This window comes from Kitasatospora sp. NPDC059577, assembly GCF_042735475.1.
In the GTDB taxonomy this organism is placed as follows: Bacteria; Actinomycetota; Actinomycetes; order Streptomycetales; family Streptomycetaceae; genus Kitasatospora.
Genome location: NZ_JBHWBZ010000012.1, coordinates 21,446 through 45,621, shown reverse-complemented (window position 1 = coordinate 45,621; position 24,176 = coordinate 21,446). Strand labels below are relative to the sequence as shown.

General features: G+C 69.1%; 20 protein-coding genes and 2 pseudogenes. 11 read left to right on the top strand and 11 right to left on the bottom strand.

Annotated elements, in window-relative coordinates:
* The first annotated feature begins 40 nt into the window (after positions 1 to 40).
* The 3 genes from ACFV0O_RS13115 to ACFV0O_RS13105 all read left to right on the top strand — a co-directional run bounded on the left by ACFV0O_RS13115 (position 41) and on the right by ACFV0O_RS13105 (position 4,817).
* A complete protein-coding gene (locus ACFV0O_RS13115; protein ID WP_380340401.1) occupies positions 41 to 1,642 on the top strand; it encodes a fatty acid--CoA ligase family protein in 1,602 nt (533 codons plus the stop codon).
* Between the two features lie 336 nt (positions 1,643 to 1,978).
* On the top strand, positions 1,979 to 3,193 hold the full coding sequence (gene hemA, locus ACFV0O_RS13110; protein WP_380340398.1) for a 5-aminolevulinate synthase: 1,215 nt from the start codon (positions 1,979 to 1,981) through the stop codon (positions 3,191 to 3,193).
* Between the two features lie 82 nt (positions 3,194 to 3,275).
* Positions 3,276 to 4,817: a long-chain fatty acid--CoA ligase gene (locus ACFV0O_RS13105; RefSeq protein WP_380340395.1), complete on the top strand. Its 1,542-nt coding sequence runs from the start codon at positions 3,276 to 3,278 to the stop codon at positions 4,815 to 4,817.
* A gap of 128 nt (positions 4,818 to 4,945) precedes the next feature.
* Here the strand turns inward: ACFV0O_RS13105 and ACFV0O_RS13100 are convergent, their stop codons facing one another.
* Together ACFV0O_RS13100 and ACFV0O_RS13095 are read right to left on the bottom strand one after the other, a co-directional pair.
* Positions 4,946 to 5,716, bottom strand: a complete 771-nt coding sequence (locus ACFV0O_RS13100; RefSeq protein ID WP_380340392.1) for a transposase — start codon at positions 5,714 to 5,716, stop codon at positions 4,946 to 4,948.
* 44 nt (positions 5,717 to 5,760) lie between these two features.
* On the bottom strand, positions 5,761 to 6,384 hold the full coding sequence (locus ACFV0O_RS13095) for a hypothetical protein (RefSeq protein WP_380340389.1): 624 nt from the start codon (positions 6,382 to 6,384) through the stop codon (positions 5,761 to 5,763).
* Between the two features lie 361 nt (positions 6,385 to 6,745).
* Between ACFV0O_RS13095 and ACFV0O_RS13090 the strand changes: the two genes are divergently transcribed.
* Positions 6,746 to 7,168: a hypothetical protein gene (locus ACFV0O_RS13090; RefSeq protein WP_380340386.1), complete on the top strand. Its 423-nt coding sequence runs from the start codon at positions 6,746 to 6,748 to the stop codon at positions 7,166 to 7,168.
* Positions 7,165 to 9,774, top strand: coding sequence for a tetratricopeptide repeat protein (locus ACFV0O_RS13085; RefSeq protein ID WP_380340383.1), 2,610 nt, complete (start codon positions 7,165 to 7,167; stop codon positions 9,772 to 9,774). Before ACFV0O_RS13090 ends, ACFV0O_RS13085 begins: the two co-directional genes overlap by 4 nt.
* A 760-nt stretch (positions 9,775 to 10,534) precedes the next feature.
* Here ACFV0O_RS13085 and ACFV0O_RS13080 read toward each other — a convergent pair.
* The 6 genes and pseudogenes from ACFV0O_RS13080 to ACFV0O_RS13055 all read right to left on the bottom strand — a co-directional run.
* Positions 10,535 to 10,744, bottom strand: coding sequence for a DUF6243 family protein (locus ACFV0O_RS13080; protein WP_380340380.1), 210 nt, complete (start codon positions 10,742 to 10,744; stop codon positions 10,535 to 10,537).
* Between the two features lie 369 nt (positions 10,745 to 11,113).
* Positions 11,114 to 11,323, bottom strand: a pseudogene (locus ACFV0O_RS13075) (transposase); the annotation flags it as partial.
* Positions 11,324 to 11,806: 483 nt separating this feature from the next.
* Positions 11,807 to 12,409, bottom strand: a complete 603-nt coding sequence (locus ACFV0O_RS13070) for a hypothetical protein (protein WP_380340378.1) — start codon at positions 12,407 to 12,409, stop codon at positions 11,807 to 11,809.
* Between the two features lie 288 nt (positions 12,410 to 12,697).
* Positions 12,698 to 13,060: a hypothetical protein gene (locus ACFV0O_RS13065; RefSeq protein WP_380340375.1), complete on the bottom strand. Its 363-nt coding sequence runs from the start codon at positions 13,058 to 13,060 to the stop codon at positions 12,698 to 12,700.
* Between the two features lie 395 nt (positions 13,061 to 13,455).
* Positions 13,456 to 14,139 carry a zinc ribbon domain-containing protein gene (locus ACFV0O_RS13060; RefSeq protein WP_380340373.1) on the bottom strand — a complete coding sequence of 228 codons (684 nt, stop codon included), beginning with the start codon at positions 14,137 to 14,139 and terminating at the stop codon, positions 13,456 to 13,458.
* A gap of 557 nt (positions 14,140 to 14,696) precedes the next feature.
* Positions 14,697 to 14,936, bottom strand: a pseudogene (locus ACFV0O_RS13055) (hypothetical protein); the annotation flags it as partial.
* A 49-nt stretch (positions 14,937 to 14,985) separates the two neighbouring features.
* Between ACFV0O_RS13055 and ACFV0O_RS13050 the strand changes: the two are divergent.
* From ACFV0O_RS13050 to ACFV0O_RS13035, 4 genes are all read left to right on the top strand, one after another.
* Complete coding sequence (locus ACFV0O_RS13050) at positions 14,986 to 15,501, top strand: hypothetical protein (protein WP_380340370.1); 516 nt, start codon at positions 14,986 to 14,988, stop codon at positions 15,499 to 15,501.
* Between the two features lie 4 nt (positions 15,502 to 15,505).
* On the top strand, positions 15,506 to 16,537 hold the full coding sequence (locus tag ACFV0O_RS13045; RefSeq protein ID WP_380340368.1) for a peptidase: 1,032 nt from the start codon (positions 15,506 to 15,508) through the stop codon (positions 16,535 to 16,537).
* A 289-nt stretch (positions 16,538 to 16,826) separates the two neighbouring features.
* Positions 16,827 to 17,543 carry a hypothetical protein gene (locus ACFV0O_RS13040; protein WP_380340366.1) on the top strand — a complete coding sequence of 239 codons (717 nt, stop codon included), beginning with the start codon at positions 16,827 to 16,829 and terminating at the stop codon, positions 17,541 to 17,543.
* Positions 17,544 to 17,571: 28 nt separating this feature from the next.
* The gene (locus ACFV0O_RS13035) at positions 17,572 to 17,700 is read left to right on the top strand and encodes a hypothetical protein (protein WP_380340363.1); all 129 of its coding nucleotides are present in this window, start codon (positions 17,572 to 17,574) and stop codon (positions 17,698 to 17,700) included.
* A 302-nt stretch (positions 17,701 to 18,002) separates the two neighbouring features.
* On the opposite strand, the gene ACFV0O_RS13030 is transcribed toward ACFV0O_RS13035, so the two are convergent.
* Positions 18,003 to 19,253 (bottom strand): metalloprotease, encoded by a 1,251-nt coding sequence (locus tag ACFV0O_RS13030; protein WP_380340360.1) that lies wholly within the window; start codon positions 19,251 to 19,253, stop codon positions 18,003 to 18,005.
* A gap of 481 nt (positions 19,254 to 19,734) precedes the next feature.
* Here ACFV0O_RS13030 and ACFV0O_RS13025 point away from each other — a divergent pair, with 481 nt between their 5' ends.
* Positions 19,735 to 20,154: a hypothetical protein gene (locus ACFV0O_RS13025; RefSeq protein WP_380340357.1), complete on the top strand. Its 420-nt coding sequence runs from the start codon at positions 19,735 to 19,737 to the stop codon at positions 20,152 to 20,154.
* A 331-nt stretch (positions 20,155 to 20,485) separates the two neighbouring features.
* Positions 20,486 to 22,102, top strand: a complete 1,617-nt coding sequence (locus tag ACFV0O_RS13020; RefSeq protein WP_380340354.1) for an alpha/beta hydrolase — start codon at positions 20,486 to 20,488, stop codon at positions 22,100 to 22,102.
* Between the two features lie 111 nt (positions 22,103 to 22,213).
* On the opposite strand, the gene ACFV0O_RS13015 is transcribed toward ACFV0O_RS13020, so the two are convergent.
* Both ACFV0O_RS13015 and ACFV0O_RS13010 read right to left on the bottom strand, forming a co-directional pair.
* Positions 22,214 to 22,384, bottom strand: coding sequence for a hypothetical protein (locus ACFV0O_RS13015; protein ID WP_380340351.1), 171 nt, complete (start codon positions 22,382 to 22,384; stop codon positions 22,214 to 22,216).
* Positions 22,385 to 22,623: 239 nt separating this feature from the next.
* Positions 22,624 to 24,036: a DUF2252 domain-containing protein gene (locus tag ACFV0O_RS13010; RefSeq protein WP_380340348.1), complete on the bottom strand. Its 1,413-nt coding sequence runs from the start codon at positions 24,034 to 24,036 to the stop codon at positions 22,624 to 22,626.
* Between the last annotated feature and the right edge of the window lie 140 nt (positions 24,037 to 24,176).

Below are 24,176 nucleotides of genomic sequence, written 5' to 3'. Positions count from 1 at the left end.
CTACACCGATCAATAAACGGGTCGGCGGAATGGAGTTCCGATGCCTTCGAAGGAGAATTACGCCCGCCGGGTGCTTGAGGCGCTGGCGTCCGATCCTGACCGGATTGCCCTGTGGCGGGAAGGCGAAGAGTTCACCGCAGGCCAGTTCTCCAAGGCCGTTCTCACCGCGGCGGAAATCTTGCGTCGGCACTTCACAGAACTCCGAGCCCCGATTGCGGAAGGCAAGGATCCGGTTGTGGCGGTGCTAACCGTCACCAACACCCCGGCGACCATCATCTTCCGCTACGCGGCCAACCTCGCCGGGGCCACCCTGGTCCACCTGCACTCCACGAACGCGGTGGATCCCACCGATCAGCTGGCCGCCGCCGCCCGGCAGGAGATGCTCAGCAGGACCGGGGCGACCTTCCTCGCCATCGACAAGGAGAACGTCGACGCGGCCCGCGAGCTGTGCGACCGGCTGCCTGAGCCACCGCGTCTCGCCGCTCTCGGCCCCCTCGGTCCCGATGTCCTGGACCTCTCGTCGGGCGACTCGTACGCCTTCGACCTCGACGCCGTCGAGGTCGACCCCGAACAACCGGCCGTGGTGATCTGCACCAGCGGTACCAGCGGCAGCCCCAAGGCTGTCACAATGCCGTACCGCGTCCGCAGCCTCTACCTGCAGGTGGGCCCCCGGGTGGGCTTCCAGTCCCCGGAACCCATCGTGTACCTGTCGACCCTTCCGGTGAGCAACTCCAGCGGTACCGTCGTCGACCTCGCGCTCGCCTCCGGCGGAACGGTCGTCCTGCACGACGGGTTTGAGGCGGGCGAAGTGCTGCGGGCCGTGGAACAGCACCGCATCTCCACGCTGGCGATCACCCCGCCGCAGCTGTACATGCTGGTCGACCACCCCGACATCGCCACCACCGACCGGTCGAGCATCAGGAACATCACCTACGTCGGCTCCCCCGCAGCTCCCGCCCGCCTGGCCGAGGCGGTCGAGGTGTTCGGCCCGGTGCTGACCCAGATCTACGGGACCACGGAGACCAGCCCCATCAGCATCCTGACCCCGCCGGACCACTCCGACCCGGCACTCTGCCGGACCGTCGGGCGTCCGACCGCGGAGGTACGCATCCGCGGCCTGGACGACGACCGTGACGTCCCACCCGGCGAGATCGGCGAGGTGTGCGTGCGGAGCCCGTCCACCATGCTCGGCTACTGGGGCGAACCGGAGCTGACCGCCGTGACCATCCGCGACGGCTGGGTGCACACCGGCGACCTCGGTTCCCTCGACGAGAACGGCTTTCTGCGCCTGCACGGCCGGATGGGCGAGGTGATGAAGACCAACGGCATCAAGGTCCGTCCCACAGATGTGGAGAACGCGCTGCTAACCCATCAGGAGGTCGCCCAGGCCGCGGTGTACTGCGTGGTCGACGACGACCGCCTGGAGCACATCCACGCCGCCATCGTGGTGCGGCCGGGCAGCACCGCCGACTCCGGGACGCTGATCGGTCACGTCGCTGCCGAGCTGTCCCCGAATCACGTACCGGCCGTGGTGACGTTCTACGACGCACTGCCCCTCACCGGTGCCGGCAAGCCGGACAAGCAGACGCTGGTCGCACTAGCTAGCGCTCTCGCTGACAAGCCGTTGTCTTATCGGATGTGATCGGTAGGTTTCCGCAGGCCAGGCTTAGGCTCGGCGACCGCGCGACAGGGTTGGTCCATCCGGCGGGACAGGTTCCCACTTGGACCGGGGGCCACGTTTCTGTCAATCTCGGCAGTCCTCCTGGCGGGGATGCTGTCGAAAATCCTGGCCTGACCGGCCTGAGACCGATGACTGGCTGACTCTCGTTACAGGCGCTCTGTTGGCGGCCAACCAGCCCCAAACGCACCGGTGCTACTGGGGATCGAGTCCCAGGCCGGATCCACCTTCCCAAATTCCGTTCGATCGACAGCCTCATGATCGATATGACAGCGGCTTCTTCAGAGAGCGAGTGGCATAATGACCGCACACCTGGATTTCTTCACTCATGAGATGAAGGAATTCGCCGACCACAGCCGTCAGTTCCTGGAGGTCAGTCGGCGTGCCGGACGGTTCCCGAGTGCCACTGCCCGGGAGGGGCAGGCAGGCGCCGAGCTGGAGATCAGCGTCTGGTGCAGCAACGACTACCTCGGCATGGGGCAGAACCCGGCCGTGCTGACCGCCATGAAGGAGGCCGTCGACGCGTTCGGCGCCGGCTCCGGCGGCTCCCGCAACATCGGTGGCACCAACTACTACCACGTCCTGCTGGAGCAGGAGCTCGCCGCGCTGCACGGCAAGGAGGCGGCGCTGCTGTTCAGTTCGGGCTACACCGCCAACGACGCCGCGCTGTCAGTGCTGGCGGGCCGGATGCCCGGCACCGTGGTCTACTCAGACCAGCTGAACCACGCATCGATCATCGACGGGCTGCGGCACAGCGGTTGCGAGAAGCGGATCTTCCGGCACAACGATGTCGCGCACCTCGAGGAGCTGATCCGCGCCGACGGCGACCGCCCGAAGCTGATCGTCCTGGAGTCGGTGTACTCGATGTCCGGTGACATCGCGCCGCTCGCCGAGATAGCCGCCGTCGCCGAGAATTACGGCGCCACCACGTACATCGACGAGGTGCACGCGGTCGGCATGTACGGCCCGCGCGGTGCCGGGATCGCCGCCCGGGACGGCATCGCCGACGAATTCACCGTCGTGATGGGCACCCTGGCGAAGGGCTTCGGCACCGCCGGCGGCTACATCGCCGGGCCCGCCGCGATGGTGGACGCGGTGCGCAGCTTCGCCCGCGGCTTCATCTTCACCACCTCGCTACCGCCGGCCATCGCCGCCGGCGCGCTCGCGGCGGTCCGCCACCTCGTCGCCTCCGACGAGGAGCGCGAGCGGCTGCGGAACAACGCGCAGCTGCTGCACCGGCTGCTCGACGAGCAGCGCATCCCGTTCGTCTCGCCGATGTCGCACATCGTCTCGGCGTTCGTCGGCGAGGACGCCACCTGCCGTCAGGCGTCGGCGCTGCTGCTGGACCGGTACGGCATCTATGTGCAATCCATCAACGCCCCCAGCGTGCTGGAGGGCGAGGAGATTCTGCGCGTCGCGCCGTCCGCGACGCACACCACGGCCGATGTCGAGGAGTTCGCGGAGGCGCTGGACGCCGTCTGGCAGGAGCTCGACATCCCGCGCACACAGGCGTGAGGCGGGGACCGCGGTCGGGGGCCCTGGCGCGCCCGGCCGCCGTCGTCGCTGATTTCGACCGCAATCGATCAGCGGAGGTTTGGTGACTCTCTCGGTAGCAGCCGTTCTCGCCGAGTCGGCGGTACGACGTCCGGACCACCCGGCGATCGAGTTCGCCGGAACTCGCCTGACGTACCGTGAACTATGGTTCCGTGCCCGGCAGTACGCCACGGTGTTGGACGAACGGGGTACTCGCCCCGGTGACCGGGTGGCGCTGCTGCTGCCGAACGGCCTGGAGTTCCCGGCGGCCTACTTCGCCGTGCTGGCGCTCGGCGCGGTCGTGGTGCCGATGCACGCGCTGCTCAAGGCGACCGAGATCGAGTACGTGCTGCGCGACAGCGGGGCCCACGTGCTGATCTGCGCCGGGTCGTTGCTCGCCAAGGGGCGCGAGGGCGCGGAGATCGCCGAGGTGCCGCTGCTCGCGGTGCGGGCCGACGCGGAGTGCGAAGCGCCGCGGCTGGACGTGCTCGCCGAGCACGCCGAACCGATCGCCGCCTACCGGCCGTGCGCGCCCGACGACCTCGCGGTGATCCTCTACACCTCCGGCACCACGGGTCGGCCCAAGGGCGCGATGCTGACCCAGCTGAGCATCACCATGAACGTCACCGTCGGGATGCTCTCCCCGTTCGACTTCCGGGCCGAGGACGTGCTGTTCGGTTGCCTGCCGCTGTTCCACACCTTCGGGCAGATCTGCGGCATGCTGACCTGCTTCCGGGCGGGCGCCACCATGGTGCTGACGGACCGCTTCGACGCCGCGGGCGCGCTCGACCTCATGGTCGCGCACAGGTGCACGGTGTTCATGGGCGTCCCGACGATGTACCTGGCGCTGCTCGACGCGGCCGCCGCCACCCCGCTCCGCCCGCCCCTGGACCGCGCGTTCTCCGGCGGCTCGGCGCTGCCGGTCAAGGTGCTGGAGGAGTTCCAGGCCACCTTCGGCTGCACGATCTACGAGGGGTACGGGCTGACCGAGACCTCACCGGTGGTCGCGTACAACCAGCGGGCCTGGCCGTGCAAGCCGGGCACCGTGGGCCGCCCGATCTGGGGCGTCGAGGTGGAGATCGCCAGGGCCAACCTGGAGGGCCGGATCGAGCTGCTGCGGACGGGCGAGGTCGGCGAGATCGTCATCCGGGGCCACAATGTGATGGCCGGCTACCTGGGCCGGCCCGAGGCGACCTCCGAGGTGCTGGTGGACGGCTGGTTCCGCTCGGGCGACCTCGGGGTGAAGGACGCGGACGGCTATCTGTCGATCATCGACCGCAAGAAGGACCTGGTGCTTCGCGGCGGGTACAACGTGTACCCGCGCGAGCTCGAGGAGATGCTGGTGCACCACCCGGCGATCGCGCAGGTCGCGGTCATCGGCGTCCCGCACGAGCGGCACGGCGAGGAGGTGTGCGCGGTGGTGATCCCGCGCGCGGACCGGACGCCGGACGAGGCGCTCAGCGCGGAGATCGTCGCCTGGAGCCGGGAGCGGATGGCCGCGTACAAGTACCCGCGCCTGGTGGAGTTCGTCGACGCGTTCCCGCTCGGCCCCAGCGGCAAGGTGCTCAAGCGGGAGTTGGCGCAGCGGTTCGGCGCCGAGCGCTGAATCAGACCGCCAGCAGCCCGCGGAACCTGTCAAGGCGATCAAGGCAGGTGATGTTGCGCCTAAGGGCTGTCCCGTAAATGATCTCCGAGTCGTCTCAGGCATGGTTGGCTGCGGTGTGGCCCGCTGGTCTATCCGGCGAGGGTGAGGTTGTGCATGCGGGCGATGCCGAGCATGGCGTGGTGGACTCCGTCGCCTTTGAGGCGGCAGTCGCGGAGGATCTTCCAGGTCTTCATGCGGGCGAAGGCATGCTCGATGCGGGCTCGGACCTGCTTGTGGGACTTGTTGTGGTCCTTTTTCCAGTCCGGGAGTTCGGCCTGGCCGCGATGTCGGCGGTGCGGGATGACGAGTCCGGTGCCCGGGTAGCCGCCGTCGGCGATCGTGAGGGTCTTGCCGACGGCGGCCTTGGCGCCGGATTCCTCCCATGCCTTGCAGTCGTTGCGGTTGCCGGCGAGCGGCTGGCCAACCACGACGACCAGGCGGGTATCGGCGTCGATGACGACCTGGTGGTTGGTGGAGTACCGGTAGTTCTTCGACCGCTCTGCGATGGTGTGGTCGCGGGTGGGGACCAGGGTGCCGTCCACGATGAGCACGGTGTCCTTGGCGAACCGCTTGCGGGGCTGGAGAGCGAGCATCGGCCCGAGATGGTCGATGATCCGGTCCGCCGCCGACTTCGACACCCCGAACAACGGAGCGAGTTGCCGCATTGTGAGGTTCGTTCGCCAGTAGGCCGCGACCAGTAGGACCCGGTCCTCCAAAGGAAGGCTCCAAGGACGGCCCTTGCGGACCGCGTCCGCACCCTGGCGCCGCAGAACCGTCACCAGCTTCCCGAAGGTGCGAGGACTCAGCCCGGAGAACGGGGCTATCCAGGAAGACACCGACGCCGTGATCACACCAGCCATGCCAAGAATCTTCCATGGGTGTGATCAGTGGTTTGGCCCACCTCTCAGCTGCCGCTCAGCGGAGACGTCCACGCGGGGTCGTGTCGGGATCTCCTCGTAAGGTGGGCCGGCAGATGCTCCGCCGCGAGGGAGGAAGTGTCTTGCGGCGCGCCGATTGCAGTCAGGACGGCGATGAGCCTTGCCGATGCTGTTTCCGGCACGTCCAGGTCGGTGGGGAGGGGAAGCAGCAGCAGGAAGCGGGTGGCTGTGTCCTGGACGCCTTCGTCCGCAAGGGACGGGCTGTCAGCGATCCGGATCAGTTCGTGCCATGTCAGCCCAGTGCCCGAGAAATCTCCGTCCCAGCTGGCGATCTGCTCGACGTAGCCTCTGCCTGGGTGGGTGAGGAGGTAGTCGGTGCCGTAATCGCCATCCAGGTTGCGGTAGATCACCACGGCTCCGGGGCCATCTTCTGCCGGCATCCTGAACACTGGCCAGTGCTCAGGATCGAAGAGGACCTCGGACAGGGCATCGGCATCAGCGCCGTCCTCACCGAACCACTCCGGAACCGGGCGCTCGGCACACCCCCCGTCGCTGCACATCACCAAGAGGTAGTTCGACCAGAAGCCCGGGTGGACCAGCAGTGACTCGCCCGGCGCCAACGGGCCGACGTCGTATCCCTTGATCAGCACCCGTGGATCCTGTCACCAGCCACCGACACGGTCCGATCCGGGATCGACAAGGGGGCGCCGTCCAGTTACGGGACAACGCTTAGCCGAAGCAACTGAGCGCTCCACGGGCACCCCTCGTCCGCCCCAGGCCTGTCTCACCCAAGAACAGCAGGTCAGGGGCCCTGCTGGGACGATGGGACCGCTGTGACAGAGCACCCCGCTCACGCCGTCCAGCTATGTCGAACGACGCAGCGCCAGACTGGGAACTGACTCCCCCGCACGACCTCCCAACTTTTCAAACATCCACCGAGACAGCACCAGCGGCTCTACGCTCCGTGTTAAGACAGTGACGCTGCCGAGCTCGACTCGATGGGAGACGGGAATGAGTGCGGAGATCGCTCAGCTGGTGGAGCAAGCCAGTCCATACCTGACGTCGGCTATAAGCGCCTTTGGCGGCGCGGTCCTGGCCCGAGGCGAGGACGCCGCCGTGGAAGCGACCGCGAACCTCGGCCGCCGCATCCTTTCCATCGTGTTCCGGCGCGTGAGCGAGAGCGAGCAGGCCACCCTGGAATCCGCAGTGCATGACGCCGCCGAAGCCCCACAGGACGCGGACGCGGCCGCCTCGCTGCGCCAGCAGATCAAGCGAGCCCTGCGCGAGAACCCCGATCTCCGGAACGAACTTGCCATGCTCCTGCCTGCACCCATTGTCGGCCCTGTCACCATCACCGCGTCCGGCGAACGATCCATCGCCGCCCACACCATCACCACCGCCATCACTGGCGATGGCCGCCGCGCCAACACGTGAGCAGCCACAGCTTCGAATCGTACGGTTATCGGTCAGTCGCCGGCGGAACCATCGGAACTGCGATCACTGGCGACGTCATTGGCCTGCCCGCCGAGGTCCTCACCGCGGCCCGCGACGTACCAGCCCCACCAGGCCTCACCAACCTGCCGCCCTACCCCCTTTGTCTCGGCCGCGACGACGTCCTCACCCAGCTCCGCGCCTCCCTTACCGAAACCAACGGCACCGCAATCACGCAGGCGTCAACCGTCCACGGCCTCGGCGGCATCGGTAAGAGCACCCTCGCTCTCGCCTACGCCCACCGCCACCGCTCGGACTACTCGCTCGTCTGGTGGGTCAACGCCGACTCCCCCACCCGCATCGAGCAGGCTCTCGCTGGTCTCGCCCGAAGGCTCCTCCCCGCTTGGGCCGGAGCCACATCCCAGGACCAGCAAGCTGAATGGGCGATGGCCTGGCTCCAGTGGCATTCAGGCTGGCTTCTCGTCTTCGACAACGCCGAGAAGCCTGCCGACCTGGATTACTACCTCGGCGCTCTTAACAAAGGCCACCACCTGATTAGCAGCCGACGCGCCACCGGCTGGCCCCACACCATCCGCACCATCGCTCTCGGTACGCTCCATTCCGAAGATGCCGCGCAACTAATCTGCATGTACGCCTTTCCCGACAGCACGCCCACCGCACGGGAACTACAAGAAGCCCGCGAGCTCGCGGTGGAGCTGGGCTACCTGCCACTTGCTCTCGAACAGGCTGGCGCCTACCTCCGGCAGAATCCCACCATCACCATCGATTCCTATCGTCGGCGCCTACTCAATAATCTCGACAAGGCCGCCGATAGCATCGACGCCGAACGGACCATAGCCCGAATCTGGAATCAAACCGTCCGCGACCTTGCCGCCCGAAACCCCCGGGCTGTCAACATTCTCCGCACGTTGGCCTGGCTCGCCCCCGACGGAGTCCCGATCTCCCTCCTCGAAACCTCCGCCGCCGACGACCATGAGTTCCACGAGGCCCTTGGTCTCCTGAACTGCTACAGCATGGTAAACATCACAGAACGAACCGTGAGCATCCATCGGCTTATTCAAACAGTACTTCGCTCTACTGCGCCAGACGGGCCTGATGGATCACCCGCTGGGCGTCGCGCAGCGGAAAATGCGCTCCTCAAAGTTCTGAACCAGTGTGGCTCTCCCCAGGGAATCATCTCAGCAGAGTGGGATGCCCTAATGCCACAGCTCATCGCACTGGCCATCACCAGACCGGAAGAAACCACAGACAATCACACAGAGAACCTCTACACCACAGCAGCCGAGTACCTGCACCAACAGGGACACATCACGCGTGCGATCCCCTTCTACGAGGCCATCGTCGCTCAGCGTAGGCGGGCTCTCGGTGACACCAGCCCCGACACAATCACCAGTTGCAACAACCTCGCGGCCGCCTACCAGTCCGCTGGTGACCTCGCCCGCGCCATTCCTCTCTTCGAAACCACTCTCGTCCAGTACACACGCGTCCTAGGGAACGCCCATCCGGACACTCTCGTCTGCTGTAACAATCTCGCAGCCGCCTACGGGTCGGTCGGTGACTTCAAACGCGCCATCCAGCTCCACGAGGCCACCCTCGCCCACCGCGAACGCTTCCTCGGCAACACCCATCCCAGTACCCTCGCCAGTCGCGCCAACCTGGCCTCCACCTACTTGTCCGCTGGCGACCTCGCACGCGCCATCCAACTCCACGAGGCCACCCTCGCCCACCGCGAACGCTTCCTCGGCGACAGCCATCCAGACACCGCCATGAGCCGAAACAATCTGGCTGGCGCATACCAGTCTGCCGGTTACTTCACGCGCGCCACCTCTCTCTATGAAACCTCTCTAAATCAATTCGAGCGAGTCCTTGGAGAAACCCACCCCACCACCCTTGTCGCGCGCACAAACCTCGCCCATGCCTACCGGTTGGCCGATGATCTCGCGCGCGCCATCCCCCTTTATGAGAGCACCCTCGCTCAATTAGAGCAGATTCTCGGCGAGACTCACCCCAACACCCTATTGAACCGAAGCAATCTGGCCTGCGCCTATCAATCAGCTGGCCAGACTGAACGTTCCATTCAGCTTCATGAGGTCACCCTCGCCATGCGTGAGCGGATCCTCGGCACCACCCATCCCGACACCATCACAAGCCGTAACAACCTCGCTGGATCGCTTTACGAGACTGGCGACCTCACGCGCGCCTTACCCCTTCTCGAAACTGCCCTTGCCCAGTCGCAGCAGGTCCTCGGAGAAACCCACCTCAGCACACTCTCCAGCCTCAGTAATCTGGCCTGCACCTACCAGTCAGTCGGCGAATTCGAGCGCGCTATCTCCCTAGGCGAGATGGCACTAAACCTCCGCGAACGATCCCTCGGCGAAAGCCACCCCGACACCATCAATAGCCGCATCAACCTTGCCAACTTCTATTATGAAATCGGCAATTTTGAACACGCCATTCCCCTCTTCGAGGCAACCCTCGCGGATCGTGAAAAACTTCTTGGCGATTCTCATCCGAGTACAGTCAAAACCCGCAAAGCCCTCGCCGAATCAATCCGACAGCGAGACAAGCGCGCTAACCCGCCTACGTGAATTCGATTTAGGCCTCGCGAGTGGCAGGGAAGGCGGTTCACTCCGCCGTCCACCGCCTGATCAGGTCCGCTGCCCGTGATCGGCCGATCCCTGAAGGGGTAGGTACCTCATGACCCCCAGTCAAGGGTTTCAACCATTCTCGGCAGCCGAGACCTCAAGGCCTCGGCTTTCTTGCATCTCAACTGCACTGAAAACAAGGGAAGTTGAGACTCATCTGAAGATCCACGGTCGACAGAGCTCGAACCCGCTCGATGCCCAACCGGGTTCAAGTTCGTACATAGATGTCTGTTACCGCCCACGGGCGCTCACCAGTCGTGGCCCCAAACTGGTCCCCAAATGGTCCCCCAGGGCCCCGGTCGCTGCGGGTGACGACAATCTGTCGACCCTTCAGCAGAGCCCGCCTGTGGGTTCCGCATCGGCCTGTCCGCCGGAGTCGTTCTGGCCAGCGGGTTTCGCGGTTGTCCCTCCGAAGTGTCCACCAGTATTGTCCTGCGGCCCTGTCCACATCCTCTGCCACCGCCGGCTGCGGTGTTGCCCGGGCTGGGCACGGGAACGTGCTGGGCTGCTGGTGCAGCTCGGGGTGGTGGCAGTGACGGGGCTGCCGATTCTGCGGCTGCCCGGGTGGTCAGCTGAGTTGAGACGCGGGTGGTCGGCCAAGAGCTGAGCGGGACCGGCCGCGCCCGGTACGGCAGCAGGGCTAGGACCGCGCGTCGCGGTCCGAGCCCTGCCCCGTGCGGTGCCGCGCTGCGGCGGCGGTGCGTCAGCCCTGTACGGTGTCGCCGCCCGCCTGCCCGGCGCCGTCAGCCGTTCCTGCCTTCTCGCGCATCTTGCGCACCAGCTCCGCCTTCTGGTCGGCTGCACCCTGGCGGTCGAGGTTGCGGTGCGGACCGTTGTTCTGCCGTTCGGCGCGGGACTGCCTCTTGCGCTGGCCGCCGCCCATGCCCACGGGGTTGTTGATGTTCTTGCTCACGGTCGTGGGTTCTCCCGGTGGTGAAGTGAAGTGAAGTGATCTACGGATTCATCGGTGGGGGACGGGCGGCGACGTCGAAGGACGTCAGCAGGGGCCCATCACGCGCTCACTCGTAAGTCGGCGTCTGGAAGAACATGGCAACGACGTTACCCGGTTCCGTCGGCCCTGAACACCAACCTTTTCGCCGCTCCCGCGTCGGCCGGGCCTTCGGCGAGCGCCCGGGGCCGACCGGTTCCTTCGGAATCCCAGCACCGCCGGCACCCGCCAGCACCCGCCGGTCGTCGCCGCCCGCCGTGTCCAGATGGGCGTTGCCGGGCCGCGGGGGCGCTGCCAGTGGTCGCGAGCACACTGATGGCATGAGAGGAGATCTCATTTGGAGAGGCGTCGGGTGCAGATGAGGGCTGCTGCGATGCTGGCGAAGGCGGCGAAGTGGTCAGCCTTTCGCTCGTAGCGACGGTGAAGTCGGCGGAAGCCGCCGAGCCACGCAACGGTGCGCTCGACCAGCCAGCGGTGCCGGCCGAGACGGCTGGAGGTCTCGATCCCGCGGCGGGCGATGCGGGCGGGGATCTGTCGGCGGCGCAGGTACGGTGACCGTGCCCGAGACCTGCGCGCCGCGGCCGCCGGGCGTCTTGTTGACACCCTGCAGGCCGCCGGCCGCGCCGATCGCCGTGACGTCGACCTGGGTGACGCCGCTCGGGACGGTGAACGTCTGCTCGGCGCCCGTGAAGGCGAACGTACAGGTGGTGGTGGGGCCCGAGACCGTGCAGGTGCCCTGCGCGTGGGCGGTCCCGGACAGCGCCACCGGGGCGATGCCGGCGACACAGAGCATGCTGGCCGCAACGGCCGGCGCGGATCCGCGGCGACCGGCCGAACCGGCACGGCCCCCGCTCGTACCCGGGCCCGGCTGACCGGCTACAGCCGGCCCTTCGCGCTCCAGGCCAGCGACCCTTGTCGCCCGCCCGGTCGGCGGCACCGAGCGGGCGGAGGGCAAGGGTCGCCAGCCGCCGATGGCCGTCACCCCCGCTGGGGGACGGCCACCGAACAGGGCTCACGCTGTGGTCACTAGCACGACCACGGCGTGGTGACGTGGCCCGTCACGGTGTCCACCGCCACCGTCCTGCCCTCGCTGGGAATGCAGAAGTAGTAGGTGGGATGCGGGTTCTGCACGACGGGCTCATTGAGGTACAGGGGCTTGAACGCGCCGGTGTGCCCGGCCTTGACGGCCAGATCGTGGGCCTGGACCTCCGTCATGGTGAACGGGGAGATGGCCTGGATCCCGATCGGGACGCTCCACGGCTGCGTGCTCTGGTACTGACCGGTGGTCGAGTACTTGTACTCGAAGGACGGCTCCGAGCCCATGGCCCGGAAGCGGATCCACCAGGCCTGGACGTCATCGGGGTTGGTCGTGGGTGTCAGCAGGACGGCGTCCGCGTCGTAGAACTGCGAGCCGGGGTGCTCCTGCTGCGCCTTCACCTTGGCCTCCCGCACGATCTGTGTGAGCGGGAGGTGGGGTGCCGCGCTGGCGGTGGACGGGGCGATCGGCACCAGCGACAGGGCCGTGGCGGTCGCGGCGAGCCCGATCCGTGCCCGAAGGCGGCGGCGTGATGTCCGGCACCCGTTCAGTGCGGGTGTCGCGGGCGTGCGGGCGGTGCGCGTGGTGTTCATGTCCTTCATCTCCTTCGACCCGGACCCTGCGTGGTCACGGTGGAAGTCGACTGCCGGGTTCGGCGTGAGCGGTGGCCGACGGGCGAGAGGTCCTCGGCCGGACTCCGCGGGGATGCAGCCTCCCGGGGTCCAACGGTAGGAAGGTCTCCGGGCGCCGTCTCCTGGCCGTCATCCTCGCTGAGCCGAACAGGCGAACCTCTCACCCGGAGCGATGCCCGTCCGGGGTTTCGCCGCGCGGTCCCGGCCGGTGAGCCCGATCCTGTGCCGCTCCTTGATCATCGCTGACTGTTACAAGGCGGTGACACGATCTTCTCGAAGTGGGCGTCCCAGCCGACGATCCTGTCGATCGTCCTTCAGGCTGCGCTCCGCCCACTCCAGGGCGATGTAGTACCGCTCCAGAACCGGGTCCCAGCCCGACTCCAGCATCCGCACGATATGAGGGTGCTCGACAGCTTTGAGTGCGGCGGTCTCCCGTTCCAGGAAGACCTTGATGATTTCGTCGTCGCGCCGCTTGAGTAACTTGATCGCCGCGAACTGCCTGTCACTGTCGCTGTTTGCCGTGTCGACGGCCTTGCGCACCTTCGACAGACCGCCGCTGCGCGCGCTGTCTCCCACCAGCAGGAAACGATCGTTGATCACATGCGGTCCCACACATGCTCCTCGTCCAGCACCGGCGTCAACTACCGGTCCGGCCATCCTGCCAGCCCAGGACTCCTCGGTTGGATGATTCGGCAGATCCGGGCTTGATCGTGGCCAACTCCTCGATGACTACAGTGCCCGACGCTCGACCAACTTATTGCCTATCTTCGGCTTGTTGGGGAGAGCTGTGGCCGAGGACGTGGTCGACGGCATCGGAGACAGCCAATCCGGTGGCCCGGAGGGTGGCCACTCCGGAGTGTCAGGGTGGCCCACTCGTGGTCGAGGGCATCCACGGCGGTGCTACCAGCAGCCGACGGTAGAGGCTAGCGCCGTAGCCGCTCCCCCGCACGGAAGCGGCCCGTCGAATCTGTCGATGACGGCCGCCAGTTGCTCGTCCGCTTCGCGATCTACGCCGACCTTCCAGCGCGTTGCCGTTGCTCTACTCGCGCTTCGGGTTCGGCTGGTAGGTACCAGCCTTCGATGGTGGGGGTCATGTAGAGGCGGGCCTTGAGGCCGAGGAGGAGCCGGCGGCGTCGTTCCTGGTCGGCCTGGGCCCAGGCGGCGGCCAAGGTCTGGCCGGTCTCGACTTCCACCCAGGCGGAGGGGCGTTGTGGGAGTGCGGCGAGGCGGCGGCGTTCGTCGACGAGGACTTCGAGGGCTTCGGCGTACTCGTCGTCGCCGCCGGGGTAGTCGAACAAGTTGCGGCGTTCCTCGCGGAGGTCGCGCATGGCCGCGGTGACGTGGTTGAGCTGTTCGGTGTGGTCCTCGCCGGGGATGAATCTGCGCACCGTCATCGCCAGGCCGGCCAAGCGCTCGACCAGGGCGGTGATCGCGGCGGTGACGCGCTCGCCCTTGACGGACTGGCCCTTGCAGGCGGGTTTGCCGGCCGTCTTCGCGCAGCGGTAGTACTCATAGGTCTTGCCGTTCTCGGCGAGGTTCACCTGCCGGTAGAACCGGTCGCCGCAGCGGTCGCAGAGCGCAACGCCGAGCCAGGGCGAGGCGCCGTTCGAGCGCTCCTTCGTCACCGAGCGCTCGTCCATCAGCGCCTGGACCGCGGCCCACTCCGCCTCCGCGAACAGAGGCTTGGCCATCCGGGCCCCGTCGGCCGGCGGCAGCCACACCACCGGTGCCCGGCCTGGGTCGTCCCGCTCAGCCGTAGCGACGGCGCGGTGGAGGCCGTCGGGCAGGTGGTCTATGAGGACCAGGTGTAGGCGCCGAAAGAACGCGGCCTCGCCCGGCTGCTCGGCCGTGTTCCTCCACCGCGGCCTTCAGGAGTACCTGCCCGATCGGTCAGCGGATGGACGCCTTTTCGATAAAGGTCCACTCGTTCGAGCAAGGCTTGTTCGAGGGTGTCTGCCGGCCTGGCGGTAGGCGGAGGCTCATCGGCATGAGGACGGCGTTGGCGTCGGACCGGGCGATGGTGGGTTCGCGTGTGTCGGACACGCACGGGGATGAAGACAAGGTCTCGCACCTGGCTCAGGCGGAGTCGGTCGGCGGCCCGGCACGCGCTCTCGAAGGAGTGGGAGATCATGGCGCGCGTTCACGTGAGGGTGCACAGCTCGGTGCCGGCGACCCAGGCGGCGATGTCCTCGACTGCGTCACGGTAGAAGACCTCGAAGGGGTCGTCGGTCATGTATCCGATGTGCGGGGTCCGGAGGGCGTTGGGAGCCGCGCGCAGGGGGTGCTCGACGGGCAGCGGTTCGAGGTCGACGACGTCCGGTGCCGCGCCTGCGATCCGCGGACGCTCCGTCAGACGGTCCGAGGGTGCCGATGGGGCGGGCCGGGCTTCGCTCCGGTTGAGAGGTGGCCATTCGTATGGCGGAACGCGGCGCGCGTCGCCTTGTGTGAACAGGTTGCGCCGGATTGTCTGGGGCGCGTCAGCCAGCATGTCCGCCGTCGGCCAGAATGTCCTCTGGCGGGCCGTTCCGGGAGCCATCATGCGTGCACGAAGCCTGTTCGTCGCGGCCGCAGCCGCCATTCTCGCCCTGGTCCAGCCAGGCCTCGCCGCCGCGGACGGCGACCCCAGCACCACGGTCACGTTCACCGTCACGTCCGGCGCATTGTCGATGTCGGTCCCGGTCAGCGTCAGCCTGGGCTCGGGAGCGCCCGGCACCACGATCAGCGGGGCGATCGGCCCCTGTACCGTCACCGACAACCGCGCCCTCGCCTCGGCCTCCTGGACGGTGACCGCGGCGGAGACGGACTTCGCGAATGGTCCGTCGACGATTCCCGCCACCGACGCCACCTACTCGGTCGGGACGGTGACGACGACCGGCACCATCACCGTCACCACAACGGACGTGACGCTGAGCAACTCCGCGCAGACGGTACTCACCGGGAGCGCCGGCGTCGGAGACAACACCGCGAGCTGGAACCCGACAGTCGCCGTGAGCGTGCCCGCCGGCGCCGTCGGCGGAACCTACACCGGAACGCTGACCCAATCCGTTGCCTGACGGAATGAAAGGCGCGCGCCGGTACTGGGTTCTCCTGCTGATGCTGGCCTTCGTGCAGGCCGCCGGGGTGATGCCGGCGGCAGGTCACGAGGCACCCGCGGCGTCTTCCCCCCAGGACCCGGCTGCCGACAGGACCATCGCCATCAAGCTTCTCGACGCTCCGGAGAACCGCCGCGCCGATCCCCGAGCGCATGCCTACATCATCGATCACCTCGCACCCGGCTCGACCATCGAACGGCGGGTGGAGATCACCAACAGGTCGTCCACACCGATGCACGTCAAGGTCTACGCCGCGGCAGCCACCATCGCGAAGGGTGAGTTCACCTTCGCGCCGCAGCGCACCCCCGACGAGCTGACCGGCTGGACATCATTCGATGCGGCGGACCTCGAGCTGGCGGCCTCCGAAACGGCGCGGGTGCGCACCACCGTTCGGGTGCCCGGGGACGCCGCCGCCGGGGAGCGATACGGCGTCATCTGGGCGCAGACGGCCGCCCCCACGGATCGTTCGCACACTCTGACGGTGCTGGGCCGGGTGGGCGTCCGCATGTACATCGACGTCGGTCCCGGTGACGAGCCACCCTCGGACTTCACGATCGAACGGCTCTATCCGGCCCGAGCCCGCGACGGGCGGGGAGAGGTTCGCGCCCGGATCCACAACACGGGGGGTCGCGCCCTGGACATCAGCGGGACACTGTCCCTCCTCGACGGGCCGGGTGGACAGCACACCGGACCGTTCTCGACCGGCAGGACGGGCGCCACACTGGCTCCCGGCGACAGCGGGGAGGTGGTCGTCCCGCTGGACGCGACGCTGCCGAACGGCCCGTGGACCGGGGAGCTCGCGCTCAGAAGCGGCCTGGTGGAGCACACCACCCGGGCCACCATCACCTTCCCGTCGACCCCCGGCAGCGTCGGAGCGGACGCCGCGTCGGCCGCCCTGCAAGGGGACTTCCCCACCTCGGTGGTGGCCTGGCTCTCAGCCCTCGCCCTCGCCGCTCTCTGCCTTCTGCTCTCCAGGTTCCTCCGGCGCCGTCGATGACCACTCCGACCACGACCCGCCGTCGCCGTCGGCTGATCTGCTCCGTGAGCGACGTATGACGGTTCTCGTCGAGCGTGTCACCGCTCCTTCTGCGCCGGCGCCATCCTCGCCGGGGCGCCGACGTCGGCACACCTCTCGCCCGCCCCCTGCCGCACGGATACTGAAAGTCATGTTCGTGTCGCTATGAGTAACCACGGCTTGGTATCGACGGTTGGAAGCGGAGATGTCGGTGTTCGGACACGGGAGAGGGCGGGCCGGAGCAAGCCGCGGCACGGGAGGTGCGGGCGGCATGTGGCGACCGTGGCTGAGGGTGCGGGCCCGGAGGGCGGGGGCGGTCACGCTGACCGGGCTGGCCGTCCTGCTGATCGTCCTGGCCACGACCTGGACAGCCACGGTTCAACCCACCCGCGTCGCCCGGGTCGGCTACGCGACGGCGCCGGTGATCGAGCCCTTGACCGCCATTGGCCTCACCAAGCCCAGTGGCACCACTGGCCCCGGCGGCACCGACCGCGCTGCCAGAACCAGCAGTAGCGGCAATACCAGCCTCACGTTCACGGTCGTCCCGGTCAGCCTGACCATCGCCAAGAGTCACACGGACCCCTTCGTCAGTGGCGAGGACGGCGTCTACACCATCACTGTGGGTAACCTCGCGACGGCCAGCCCCACCAATGGCACCACGGTCACCGTCCACGACCTCCTCCCCGAAGGTCTTCGGGCCGACAGGATCACCGGCGTGGGATGGAACTGCGTTCCGGCCACCCTCACCTGTACGCGCAGCGACATCCTGTCTGCCGGGCACAGCTACCCACCCATCACCCTGAAGGTCGATGTCTCCTGCCACGCCCGTGAGCGGGTCACCAACACCGCTACCGTCACCGGCGGCGGTGACAGCACCACCCACACCGCCACCGACCCCACCACGATCGAGCGCCACGGGCATGACGACGACGGGCACGGCGGCCACGACGGGCATCACGACCACTGCGACGGCCACGACCACTGGTAGCACTCGGCCCGTGTGGACGTAGCGGGAGGTGGTGCAGGTCCTCCGTCCCTGCAGCGGACCTCCACCACCTCCCGCCCTGCCGGCGTCCGCCGAGACCCACGCCGAGCGCTGGTCCGACCACGCCCCGGTGACCGCGGCCTACGACCTGGAGGCCTGACTCGGCGTTGTGGACCAGGGCGGCGACCCCATTGTCGCCGCCCTGCATCCCGGAGGTGGCCACGCCCTGCCGCTGAGAGGTCCGGCACTACGCCGGCGCGTGTTCCAGCAGCTCAGCCGGATCGGGCAGATGACATCGGAGGCTCCACCCCGGTCGCACTGGGCACGGCCGGTCGGCATCTGCGCCTCGGCCTGCTTCGGCGCCAGAGCACGAGCACGAGCACGAGCAACCCCGTTGCCTGCCACTGGGCTTGTCAGCAGACAGCAACCAGGGGCCTCCCCCACCTGCGCCGGGACCGCCGGTCAGTACGCGATGGTGTGGTCGGCGATGATCCGGCCGGCCGCGTCCGTGGTGGAGAGACCCGCCCGGGGCCGGTCCTCGGTGAAGTACTGGCGGAAGTCGGCGCTGCGCTGCTCGCCCATCAGCCGGACGGTCCGGTCCCACGTCCCGCCGTCCGGACCGTCCGCGGCCCAGAGGTCGAGCAGGGAGCCGCCGACGCGGCCCTGGACGGCATCGCCGCGGTCCCACGCGGTGGCGCCGTCGTTGTGCAGGTCGAAGTCCTGGCCGTCCGGGTAGACGTAGCGGTAGTCGCCCAGCGCGTAGGCCGCCGCCGCGTCCGCGAAGGCTTCGGTCCAGGCGCACCCGGGCGTGCTGGCGACGTCGAAGGTGTGGTTCTCGCAGCCCGGGGCGTCCGGGAACCAGTGGTCGTAGAGCTCGAACTGGAGCCAGTGGGACGCCTCGTGGAGGATGGTGTGCCGGGAGGCAGTGTGCTCGCCGGCGAGCACGACGTTGCGGGTGTCGGGCTCCCAGAAACCGCCGACGGTGGCGTCCGGCGCCCAGGTGAAGGTCAGCTCGTCGCAGCCTCCGGTCGTCCGGTGACGGGTCCAGCAGCGCGAGCCCGGGCCCTCGGCGGCCGTCACCTTGCGGTAGAGGTCGCCCACGGTGTCGACGATCTTCCAGGCGCCCTGCCGGTCGGCGGGCACCTTGAGGGTGCCGAGGTCCCGGATGCCCGCGACGTCGCGCAGCCGCGCGGAGTCGAAGGCGTACTCGGTGCCGCCGGTGGGGCTGATCACCCGCCACAGGTCGCCGCCGCTGGACCGGAACCTCACGTGGGCCTCGGTCAGCTCACCGGCCCGGCCCGCGCAGGCCCGGAACCCGCCCCCGTCGTCGGTGACGCCCGAGGCGAGCAACCGGTCCGCGCCGTCCGTCGAGAGCCGGCCCCACAGTTCCCAGGTGCCGCCGCGGGCCACCGCGGTGGTGAGCCGCTCGGCCCCCTTCGTGCCGGCCTCCGCGTCGTGGTGGTCGTAGGTCAGCACTCCGGTGAGGCACGTCCGGCCGGCCGCCGGGATGGTGGTGGCCGGGACGAGGGGCGGGGGGGGGGCGGTCGGCGGCGGCGGTGCGGCCGAGGCGCCCGCCCGCGGCGGGCCCGCGGCCGCCCCGGTCGCAAGCCGGAGGGAGGCGGCCAGCGCCCGGCCCCGGGCGGCGGCCCGCCGGGCGGCGCCCGCGACGGTGGGCGACGGGGGCAGGGCTCGGAAGCGGTCGGACAACGTCAACTCCGTGAGTGTTTCAGGACTTTGGAGGAAGATCCCGGCCGCGCGGACGAGGCCGATCCGGACGACGGCACCGTCCGGCCAGGCGGAAGCCGGCGGTGAAACGCCGACGGCTGAGAACGACCACGCTCCGCGGTTTGCGGACGGCGGCACGGGGAATCCCGGCGGAAGAGCGCGGGATTCGACGAGACTAGACGATCCGACGGGGCCGACGGGCCCGAAGCGGCACCGGACGGCCCGCAGACTTTCCCCGGCGCCTTCCACTGCCGGGTCACCGGCCCGATCCTTGCGGACCGAAGGGTCCCGAACGTCCTGAGTCTTTCGGTGCCGACCGTCATCCTCTCCGACCCCCGCAGCCCCTACGTTGGGCCACGGCCGGGGCACGGGATGCGCCCCGGCCACCCCCGGGCGACAGTCGACGCCCGATCGGTCACGGACAGGGCCGGCCCCGACGCCGGGCCGGCCGGGGCGGGAGGACGGACGGATGGCAGTGCGCAAGGCCGCCACGATCAAGCAGGTCGAGCAGACGGTGCGGGAGATGGATGTGACCGACCCTCCGCTCACCGTCTTCGGCGTGTTCCTCAATGACAGCCCGTGGCTCTCCTGCCTCGGTGGCGGCCTCGACGCCGACACCTACTTCGTCACCGCCACCGCGCGGTCCGTCCACTTCCACCAGGTCAGGACCAGGGGGCTGGGACAGCGGCCGGGCAGCCTCGTCCACAGCTTCGACCGGGATGACGCGGCGCGCCGGATGGGCGAGGTCCGCCGCCAACTGCTCTGGAGCTCCTTCCCGTTCGTCCTCCCCGGGAACGACACGCCCACCCGGATGAACGTCCGCCTCGGCTGGCGGAAGGAGTTCGCACGGTTCACCGCCGACCTGGACAGGGCCGCCGCCGGGCACTGACCCCCGGCGCCCGGCGCGACGGCCCGGCCAGGGGTACCGGGAATCCCGGCCCGGCCAGGGGTACCGGGAAGCCCGGCCCGGGCGGATCGCACCGAGAGATTCCCCGGGAACAGTTCTGACGCATTCTGACGCATCGTCAGATCACGACTCGACCTGATCCGCTGGAAGCGCGAGTCCAGCCGGACACCGCCCCCTCCGCCGGGCACGACGGGACGGAACGCGCCACCCCGCGGGAGGAAGCGCCCCACCGCGCGGGCCCATCGACCGTCGACGGCCGAGGCCGTCCGCACCGAACCACCGTCACACCCGATCCCGCTCGACAGGAACCCCCATGACCACCCACCGGACCGGCCACCGCCTCATGCTGGCGGCGCTCGCCGCCGGCAGCCTGCTGCTCACCACCGCCTGCAACGACCTGACACCCGACCAATCGACCGACGCAGGCGCCGTCAGCTCAGCCGGCGCCGCCGCCAAGCCTGCCGGAGCCGACGACCCCCGGCTCGGCGCCTTCTACGGCCAGCACATCGACTGGCACACCTGCCGGCCGGACTCCGAGAGCCGGCCGGTCGACCTGACCGGGCTGCAGTGCGGCGAACTGCGCATTCCGCTGGACTACACCGACCCGGCCACCGAGGCGCTCGGCATCGCGCTGGTCCGGCTGCCCGCGGCCGATCCCGCCCAGCGGGTCGGCTCCCTGGTGATCAACCCCGGCGGACCCGGCGGGTCCGGCGTGGAGATGGTCGAAATGGGGCGAAAGCTCTTCGACGGCGCCCTGCACAACCGCTTCGACGTCGTGGGGTTCGACCCGCGGGGCACCGGGGCGAGCTCCCCGGTGACCTGTCTGACCGACCGGCAGCGGGACGACCGCGACCAGGTGGACATCCCCGTCGACCCGACGAAACGTCGTGTGGTGCTCGAACAGCGGGACAAGGAGTTCGCCGCCGCCTGCGCGGCGACGTCGGGCAAGCTGCTCCCCTTCGTCGGCACCCGCAACACCGCCCGCGACCTCGACGTCCTGCGCCAGGCGCTCGGCGATCCCAAGCTCAACTACCTGGGCATCTCCTACGGCACCTACCTGGGCACGCTCTACGCCGAGGAGTTCCCCGCCCGGACCGGTCGTCTGATCCTGGACGGCGCGGTCGACCCGGCCGCCGACACCCTGGACGAGTCCACTGACCAGATCATCGGGTTCGAGTCCTCGCTCCAGCACTTCGCCGCCGACTGCGTCCGCGCCCACGCCGCCGAGTGCCCGCTCGGCAGCGACCCGGACACCGCGGCGAAGAAGGCCGCGGACTACCTGGAGAGCCTGCACGACCACCCGCTGGACACCGCCGACGGGCGCAAGCTCACCAGCGACCTGGGCTGGGCCGGCACCCAAGCCCTCCTCTACGGCGACGAGACGGACGCCTGGCCGGCCCTGCGCGCCGCCCTCACCATGGCCATGGTCCAGCAGCGCGGCGACCTCCTCCTCGCGTCCGCCGACCGCTTCCACGGCCGTGACGAGAAGGGCCACTACACCAGCCTCAGCGACTCCCACACTGCGATCTCCTGCGCCGACGGAGCCGCCGCCGCGCCGTCCCCGGAACGCGCGCAGGTTGTCGTGGCCAAGCTCAAGGCCGAGGCCCCGCTGGTCACGCAGGGCGTCTCGGTCGAGGACTACCAGCACGGCAGGTGCGAGAACTGGCCGTTCAAGACCCCCGAGAAGCCGCACGTCGTCCGGGCCGAGGGCAGCGCCCCGATCCTGGTCGTCGGCAGCACGGGCGACCCGGCCACGCCGTACGCCGCCGCGGAGAACCTGTCCAAGGGCCTGGCCCACGCCACCCTGCTCACCCGCGAGGGCGAGGGGCACGGCGCCTTCGGCCGGGGCAACACCTGCATCGACGCGGCGTACGAGGCCTATCTGGTGGCCGGCACGATGCCCGCCCCCGGTACCCGCTGCGCCAACTGACACCCGAGCCCGCCGGCCCGAGGCGAGCCTCCCCTCCTCAGCCTCGGGCCGGCGTCCCCCTCTCCGGTCCGTCCGACCATGCCCTGACCGGGCGGACCGGGGAGACACCGGTCAGCGGCGCGATGCGCGGCGGGCCGGCGGCGCGATGCGCATCCGACGCTCGACCGGCGCCTTCTCCAGGTCGTCGAGCTGCGCGGTGATCGTGGCGCGCAGGTCGTCGTCCTCGACGTGGTGGTCGCGGAAGAGCGTGCAGCCGTCCACATCAGGTTCGCGCAGAGACACGCCGGCACCCGGCCCGTCCGCGCCCCCACCGGCGCCACCGGCGGCACCGACGGGATGCCGACGTCCTCGGGCCGGGCGAGCTCGACGGGGTCCCTGCCACCGATTCCGACGTCGACGACAACTGCCCCTGTGGGAGGCGGTGGTGGCGCGCAGTAGCGGTCCGCTGTCGGTTCGCCCCGGACGGTCCTGTCCTGTCCTGTCCTGTCTGGGGCGCGGTGCGCACGCTGTCCGGGAGGCGTTCACACCTCAGGGTGACCGCGGCGGCCGGCCTGCAGGAGCGCCCGGTGGTCCCGTTCGTTCTGATCGGCGTACGACTCGGCGAACACGGCCAGCGCGCGGTCGAAGGAGGTGCCGCGGCCGAGGTAGGCGGCGATCGCGATCCGGTCACCGGATCTGGCGTGCGCGCGGGCCAGGGTGGCGCCGCACAGCTCGCCGAACGCCCTCATGCCGCGCGGCACCATCTCCTCCGCCACGGCGATGCCCTTCCAGTCGCGCAGCTGGCGGGTGTAGAAGTCCCGACGCCGGCCGTCGATGCCCTCCACCCGCTCCCAGCCGAGGAAGATGTCGCCCGCGGCCTGCATCAGCCGCTGGCCGGCGACCACCCGCTCACCCTGGTTCGAGTACCGGCCGGCTCCGACGTGGGCGGCCAGGACGGACTCGTCCGCCTCCTTGGCCTGCAGGAACAGCGGGTCCCGGCCGTCCTTCCCGAGCAGCAGGAAGATCCAGCAGCGGGTGCCGACGCTGCCCACGCCGACCACCTTGCGGGCGACGTCCACCAGCCGGTAGTCCTCCAGCAGGGTGCGCCGGTCGGTGGACAGGGTGCGGGCGTAGCGCTCGACCAGGTCACGGAACAGGCGTTCCAGCTCCCCGCGGGTGACGACCGGGACCAGGTCGGACAGCGGTACGAGCAGCGGCGGGTCGGCCGCGATCCGGACCCGCCCGTCCACCGTCTCGGTGAGCTTCTCGAAGACCTGGAGGTTGTCCCGGGTACGGGCCTTGGTCAGGGCGTGCGCGAGGTTCTCGCGTCCACGCTTGTGGATCCGGTCCTCGGCCAGCTCCCGGAGGCGGCCCGCGTCCATCTTGGTGTACCAGACGTCGAGGTTGCTCATGTCCGCGAACCGGGCCATCGCCTCGCGGTACGACCGCACCGTGGCCCGCACGATGTCCGAGCGCTCGTCGTCATCGAAGCCGTTCGCCCGGGCCGCGATGACCAGGCTCGCCGACAGCCGTTTGACGTCCCATTCCCAGGGGCCGGGCAGGGTCTCGTCGAAGTCGTTGATGTCGAACAGCAGCTGCCGCTCCGGGGAAGCCAGCAGCCGGAAGTTCAGCATGTGGGCGTCGCCGCACAGCTGCGCCCTGATCCCCGAGTCCGGCGAGCCGGCCAGGTCGGACGCCATGATCGCGGCGGCGCCCCGGTAGAAGCGGAACGGAGACTCGCTCATCCGGCTGTAGCGGATGGGCACCAGCTCGGGGACCCGGCGGGCCGACTGGGCCGCCAGGATGCCCAGCGGATCCGGCCGGTCCTTCGACGGCTCGTACCAGGCGTGGCTCGACCGGGGTGCGCGACGGCGGGCCGCCTTGCCGCGGACCGCCCGCTCCTCGGGAGTGGCGCGCCGCACCGCGCGCATCGCCGTCGCGGATTCCTGGGACATCGCGGGCCTCCTGACCGGATCCGTCACCACGGTCGTGGGCTGATCGACGCCCGGACCGGGCTTCCAGGAGAGCGGCCACCTCCCGGCCGCACCGTGCTCTCACTACCGATCATCGCGGACCGCCCCCGGTCCGGCATCAC

What these genes read in the sequence shown, in the direction of transcription:
- ACFV0O_RS13115 (WP_380340401.1), top strand. Translation starts at nt 41, where the DNA reads ATGCCTTCGAAGGAGAATTACGCCCGCCGGGTGCTTGAGGCGCTGGCG.
- hemA (WP_380340398.1), top strand. Translation starts at nt 1,979, where the DNA reads ATGACCGCACACCTGGATTTCTTCACTCATGAGATGAAGGAATTCGCC.
- ACFV0O_RS13100 (WP_380340392.1), bottom strand. Translation starts at nt 5,716, where the DNA reads ATGGCTGGTGTGATCACGGCGTCGGTGTCTTCCTGGATAGCCCCGTTC.
- ACFV0O_RS13090 (WP_380340386.1), top strand. Translation starts at nt 6,746, where the DNA reads ATGAGTGCGGAGATCGCTCAGCTGGTGGAGCAAGCCAGTCCATACCTG.
- ACFV0O_RS13070 (WP_380340378.1), bottom strand. Translation starts at nt 12,409, where the DNA reads ATGAACACCACGCGCACCGCCCGCACGCCCGCGACACCCGCACTGAAC.
- ACFV0O_RS13060 (WP_380340373.1), bottom strand. Translation starts at nt 14,139, where the DNA reads ATGGCCAAGCCTCTGTTCGCGGAGGCGGAGTGGGCCGCGGTCCAGGCG.
- ACFV0O_RS13050 (WP_380340370.1), top strand. Translation starts at nt 14,986, where the DNA reads ATGCGTGCACGAAGCCTGTTCGTCGCGGCCGCAGCCGCCATTCTCGCC.
- ACFV0O_RS13045 (WP_380340368.1), top strand. Translation starts at nt 15,506, where the DNA reads ATGAAAGGCGCGCGCCGGTACTGGGTTCTCCTGCTGATGCTGGCCTTC.
- ACFV0O_RS13040 (WP_380340366.1), top strand. Translation starts at nt 16,827, where the DNA reads ATGTGGCGACCGTGGCTGAGGGTGCGGGCCCGGAGGGCGGGGGCGGTC.
- ACFV0O_RS13025 (WP_380340357.1), top strand. Translation starts at nt 19,735, where the DNA reads ATGGCAGTGCGCAAGGCCGCCACGATCAAGCAGGTCGAGCAGACGGTG.
- ACFV0O_RS13020 (WP_380340354.1), top strand. Translation starts at nt 20,486, where the DNA reads ATGACCACCCACCGGACCGGCCACCGCCTCATGCTGGCGGCGCTCGCC.
- ACFV0O_RS13010 (WP_380340348.1), bottom strand. Translation starts at nt 24,036, where the DNA reads ATGTCCCAGGAATCCGCGACGGCGATGCGCGCGGTGCGGCGCGCCACT.